We start from the raw sequence: 5577 nt of genomic DNA, 5'->3' as shown, positions 1-5577 counted from the left end.
GGTACAAAATTCAGACCCTCGATAAATCAACCACCACGAATAATTTGCTCATCACTACTGCATTCGGACCCGATGGGTTATCCGTCGCCCTATACACGGGCGACCTCGGCACAATAATTGATGGCAGCAGCCGCTGTGTCCCGGACCCGGAGGTAGCAAAATAGCCTCTCCACGGGCACGGTAATGGTTACAGCGGCCAAAGAGGGAATCAAGAAACGTTGAATCGACTGCTGATGCCGTCTAGGTCCAGGCGCGCCCTTCCCGCCGCGGCGATCATTCTTCTCACCCTTGCAGGGTGCGGGACAACGCCGAGCACCACCCCACCTACCAGCGCCGCGGAGCAGACTATGGGACCAGAACAAGCCCGCACGGAATACCTCGACATCTTCACACAAATTCAAGCTCTCGCCCCGGGCGATTGGACGAAAATTACACCCTATAAACCCGGTATGGCGTGCCCCCTCCCGGACGGGACCGAGGGCACTCGGTTCAATTACGACAGTACGCAGGGCGCGATCTCAGAAGATCAGGCTGAAGCGATACACAAGACGGTAAAGGAAATCTTTGAAAGCAAAGGGCTAAGAGTCGTACAAACCCAGCCCTCGGGGGCGAACCGAGACCAGACGACCACAGGCTATGGCGATGGCAAGTTCTCCATGCAGCTTGGAACGAGCAGCTTCGGAACCACGCTCGGCGGCAACACCCGATGCGCGCCGGATCCCGAGGGAAAATTCCGCTAGGAAACGATGACGACGATGCACCACCGCCGGTACTGGCGCGTACTTTCCACGAGTGCCGTCTTGCTGCTGCTCGTGTCCGGATGCGTTCCTGGGTCTTCGGGTGAGGGCACAGCCCCATCAACCTCTCAAACCACCGCAACGAACACACTTCCCGAAGACGGGAAAGGAGCAACCATGACACCGGAAGAGGCCAGAACGGAGTTCTTCGGACTCCTCGATGAGATCCAGGCCATGGCAGCTGGTGATTGGGTGAACGAGGACGTTCCGGCAGGTGGCTACTGCAACTTCCAGGGAACCGGAAACGGCAAAGAATTCGGCGGATCCAGGACCAGAGGTCCCCTTAGTGTCACGGACCGCGAGGTGCTCAGGCAAAAAGTCGAAGAGTTCTACAAGTCCCGCGGATACGACGTGAAGGTCTTTGATCAATCAACGGCCACGAACAAGCTCATCATAACCAACGGCTTCGGGCCAGAAGGACTGGTCCTCCAGGTTTATGCCGGCGATCTCGGCACTACTGTCGCTGGCAATAGCCGCTGCGTTCCTGATCCGCAGGGTAGCAAATAGCCTGTCCCGGGCAGGCTAATGGTTAGCGGCGAATGAGGGAAATAAGAACTTTGAATCGACTACTGCTGGTGTCTATGTCCAGACACGTCCTTACCGCCGCGGCGATCATTCTTCTCACCCTTGCAGGGTGCGGGACAACGCCGAGCACCAACCCACCTACCAGCACCGCGGAGCAGATCATGGACCCGGAAGAAGCCCGAACAGAGTACCTTGAACTCTTCAACAAGATGCAAGCTATCGCCCCGGGCGACTGGACAAAAGTCACTCCAGAGGCGCGGGGGGACGTCTGCCATCTGCCTCTGGGCATGGAAGGGACTCAATTCAGCTTCGACAGTACGCAGGGCGCGGTCTCAGAAGATCAGGCTGAAGCGATGCATAAGACGGTAAAGGAAGTCTTTGAAAGCAAAGGGCTAAGAGTTGTTCAAACCCAGCCCTCGGGGGCGAACCGAGACCAGACGACCACTGGCTTTGGCGATGGCAAGTTCTCCCTGCAGCTTGGAACCAGCAGCTTCGGCACCACGCTCGGCGGCAACACCCGATGCGCGCCGGATCCCGAGGGCAAATTCCGGTAGGAAGCAGTGACCAGCAAGTCCGTCGGTACTGGCGCATCCTTTCCACGGGTGCCGTCTATATCCCTCCTGTGGCGTCACAGACGTCACAGCTGTGAGCGCACCCGCGCGGACTGACAGAATAGGGGCATGACTCAACCGCTCCAAGGTACTGACCGGACCGCTGCCCACACCACGCCTGCCTTGGCGCTGCTGTTGGATGTCGACGGCCCCATCGCCAGCCCTGTGACGCGGGACGTCAAGCCGGACATCATCGCGGATCTGGTGGCCCTGGCCTCTGCGGGCATTCCCGTCATTTTCAACACGGGCCGCTCTGACGCGTTCATCAGCGAGCAGGTCATGGAGCCCATGATCGCCGCCGGCATGCCTGCCAACACTGTTATCCACGCGATCTGCGAGAAGGGCGCTGTGTGGTTCAGTTACACCGCCGAAGGCCCCGGTCCCATCCATGTGGACCACGAACTCGCAGTGCCCAAGGCCTACGGCGACGATATACGCCGATTGGTTGCCGAGGACTATTCCGCGCACATGTTCTTTGACGAGACCAAGCGCGCCATGGTTTCCGTGGAGCAGCACCTCGACGTGGCCAGTGCGGACTACCTGGCCGAACAGAAACTCTTCGACGCCGACGCCCTGGACATCATGGGACGCCACGGCCTCAGCGCCGCGATTTTGGACCACCATGCACCGGAATCCGATGACACGGCGGACTACCGGCTGGACCCCACCATCATCTCCACGGACATCGAATCCGTCCGCCTCGGCAAGGACCTCGGTGCCAGCCGCGCCGTCGAACTTCTCGCAGCCCAAGGCATTACGCCGCTTGCCTGGCGGACCGTGGGTGATTCCCGCACGGACTACGCCATGGCAGACTGGCTTCACCACAACGATCACGACGTAAAGCACGTGGACGTCCGGCCCGCAGACGGCGTACCGGTGAAGCCCTACACCATCCTGACGGCCGCTGACCTTCAACTGGCGGACGATGTCATCCACGACGACGCCGGCGGCGCTTTCCTTCGCAGCTGGCGCGAGGCGCTTTCCATCTAGCAACCAGTGAGACCAGTTCCACGCACCGACGATCCCGGAGAAACAGCCATCACACAAGCACAGGTCGATCCGATTTACCACGGCAGCCCGTCCATCGAAGAGGACACGATTGCTGAGGCGATTTCGCCTGCCGTCGTAGCGCATCTTAAACACAGGCCCGACGTCGTCCGTCACCGTGGGCGGTACGCCCTGGTCAACGCCGACCTCACCCCGCAACAAGCCATGGTGTCCGATCTTCTGGCTGTGAGGGCGGCGCTGGACGCTGCCGGCGTCGACTTCATCCTGGTGCGCGGCAACGATGAGCGGCCCGTCATCGCGGTGGACTGGGAGTCGCGCAAGGATGTCCGTGAGGCGCTGGTGTCAGCGTTCCGCAACGAGCCCTTCTACTCCATGACCGTGGACGCCAAGAAGAAGACCTCGGTTCTGGTAGCCGACGGTGAGTTGTCCGCCAACCGTAAAGCCCGCATCTTCCGTTTGTACCGCCCCCGCGTCGAAACCGGCGGTGGCCTCTGGTACGGGCCGGCCCTGGGCGTCCAGCTGGAGCTGTGGCGCTTTGAAGGCGACCACCTTGAGCTGCCCGTGGAGAATTCCCTGACCCGCCGCACCATGCTGCGGCAGGACGCGGTCCGTGGCACCGTCCAGCGGCACGGCCTGACCTGGCCCACCATCGAGAACATGTTTGCGGACCACGCCAGCGACATCGACTTTGACATCGACATGGTGTTCTCCTGGGTAGACGGCAGCGATCCCGAGTACATTGCGCGGCGTCGCGCCCAGCAGGCTGAGGCAGTGCTTGGCGAAGGCGATGACCATGAGGCACGCTTCCGCCAGATCAACGAACTGAAGTTCGCGCTGCGCTCGGTGCACATGTTCGCGCCCTGGGTCCGGCGGATCTTCATCGCCACCGACTCCCCCGCACCGGAATGGCTGGCCGACCACCCGTCCGTCACCATTGTTCGGAGCGAGGAGTTCTTCGCCGATACCTCGGTCCTGCCCACGCATAACTCGCAGGCCGTGGAATGCCAGCTCCACCACATTGAGGGACTTTCGGAGCATTTCCTGTACTCCAATGACGACATGTTCTTTGGCCGCCCCGTGGGCCCGGACATGTTCTTCACGCCCGGTGGCATCACCAAGTTCATTGAGGCTGACACCAGGATCGGGCTTGGCGAGAATGACGCCGAGCGCAGTGGCTTCGAAAACGCGGCACGCGTCAACCGCAAACTGCTCTGGGAACGCTTCGGCCGGATCACCACACGGCACCTCGAACACACTGCGGCTCCCCTGCGGCGCAGTGTGGTGGCTCAGATGGAGAAGGAATTCCCGGCCGAGTTCGCCAAGACCGCCGGAAGCCGTTTCCGCGCGGCGGACAACATCTCGGTCACCAACTCGTTCTACCACTACTACGCGCTGCTCACGGGCCGGGCAGTCACGCAGACCAGTGCCAAGGTCAGGTATGTGGACTCCACCATGTGGGCCGGCCTGCACTACCTGCCCAAGCTCCTGGCGAAGCGCCACATGGACTTCTTCTGCCTGAATGACGGCAGCTTCCCGGAGGTTGAGGCGAATGAGCGCGCCGACCTGGTGACGGACTTCCTGGAGAAGTACTTCCCGGTCAAGGCGCCTTGGGAGAAGTAAAGCCGCTGGGAGCAACAAGCGGCATCGAGGAGGTGTGCGTGCCCGGCGAAGTATGGGCACCCACCCGCGATTCGTGGGGAATGCGTATGCCTGCCTCAGCCAGCCTGCGCTGAACCTCGGCTGCGTCCACGGGCTCACCCACTGTGACGCCCCCGGACATGGGCACCACCGAGTGCACAATCGTGTGTTCGTACACGTGGATCATGTTGTACGACTGCGCGCCGTCCCTGCCCCGCTGTCCGCCCGCACGGACCCCAAGGTCCTGCGTGTAACACGTGGCCGAGGCGACCGATACCGGAATGCCGGCGAAGCCCGCCGTCGTGGAGTAGTGCAGGTGACCGGCCAGGATGGTGCGGACGTCGGTATTACGCACGACGGCGGCCAGCGCGGCTTGGCCGCGCAGCTCCACCAGCACTGCGAGGTCCTGGACGCACGGGACGGGCGGGTGGTGCAGGGCGAGGATGGTGCCGTCGGGCGCCGGGGTGGCCAGTTCGGCGGCGAGCCATTCCAGCTGGGATTCGGAGAGTTCACCGTAGTGGTGTCCCGGAACGGTGGTGTCCAGCGTGATGATGCGCAGTCCGTTGACGAAGTAGCTGCGGTCCACCGGATCCTGGGGTTTGCTGGCCTCGGAAGCGTCGGCGAAGGCGGAGCGGAAGTTCGCACGGTTGTCGTGGTTGCCCATGGCCCAGATGGCCTTGGCTCCAAGGGCTTCGCAGACCGGTTCGATCATGTCGCGGAGCCGGTTGTAGGCTTCCAGCTCGCCCTTGTCCGCGAGGTCTCCGGTGAAGATGATGGCCTCAGGCCTGATCCTGGAGGCGACGATCTGGTCGCAGATCTCCTGGAGCCTGGTGGCGCTGTCCACGGAGCCGTAGAGCGTGCCTGGACCACCCACCAGGTGCAGATCACTCAGGTGCAAAAGCACATGACCTGGTTTGGGGTACTCGGCCTCGATGAGCTCCATGGCTGCCTTAGCGTTTGGTGGGAGACGGCGCCTCCCGTGTCAATCCAGTAGGGCC

Annotated in this window: 6 protein-coding genes; 5 read left to right on the top strand and 1 reads right to left on the bottom strand. The window is 62.0% G+C overall.

The features are described from left to right. The first annotated feature begins 347 nt into the window (after positions 1 to 347). From HP499_RS20070 to HP499_RS20050, 5 genes are all read left to right on the top strand, one after another. Positions 348 to 740 carry a hypothetical protein gene (locus HP499_RS20070; protein ID WP_172325903.1) on the top strand — a complete coding sequence of 131 codons (393 nt, stop codon included), beginning with the start codon at positions 348 to 350 and terminating at the stop codon, positions 738 to 740. Between the two features lie 174 nt (positions 741 to 914). Then, positions 915 to 1304 carry a hypothetical protein gene (locus HP499_RS20065; RefSeq protein ID WP_172325902.1) on the top strand — a complete coding sequence of 130 codons (390 nt, stop codon included), beginning with the start codon at positions 915 to 917 and terminating at the stop codon, positions 1302 to 1304. A gap of 179 nt (positions 1305 to 1483) precedes the next feature. After that, positions 1484 to 1876, top strand: coding sequence for a hypothetical protein (locus HP499_RS20060; protein ID WP_172325901.1), 393 nt, complete (start codon positions 1484 to 1486; stop codon positions 1874 to 1876). 126 nt (positions 1877 to 2002) lie between these two features. Then, a complete protein-coding gene (locus tag HP499_RS20055) occupies positions 2003 to 2923 on the top strand; it encodes a hypothetical protein (RefSeq protein WP_172325900.1) in 921 nt (306 codons plus the stop codon). 48 nt (positions 2924 to 2971) lie between these two features. After that, complete coding sequence (locus tag HP499_RS20050) at positions 2972 to 4561, top strand: stealth family protein (protein ID WP_375154261.1); 1590 nt, start codon at positions 2972 to 2974, stop codon at positions 4559 to 4561. Here the strand turns inward: HP499_RS20050 and HP499_RS20045 are convergent. After that, entirely contained in the window at positions 4539 to 5522 is a 984-nt protein-coding gene (locus HP499_RS20045; RefSeq protein WP_026548299.1) for a phosphodiesterase, read from the bottom strand. The two genes, HP499_RS20050 and HP499_RS20045, sit on opposite strands and share 23 nt — an antisense overlap. Positions 5523 to 5577 lie beyond the last annotated feature (55 nt).

It is taken from the genome of Paenarthrobacter sp. CM16, from assembly GCF_013179505.1.
In the GTDB taxonomy this organism is placed as follows: domain Bacteria; phylum Actinomycetota; class Actinomycetes; order Actinomycetales; family Micrococcaceae; genus Arthrobacter.
This window is presented reverse-complemented; position numbering and strand designations above follow the sequence as displayed.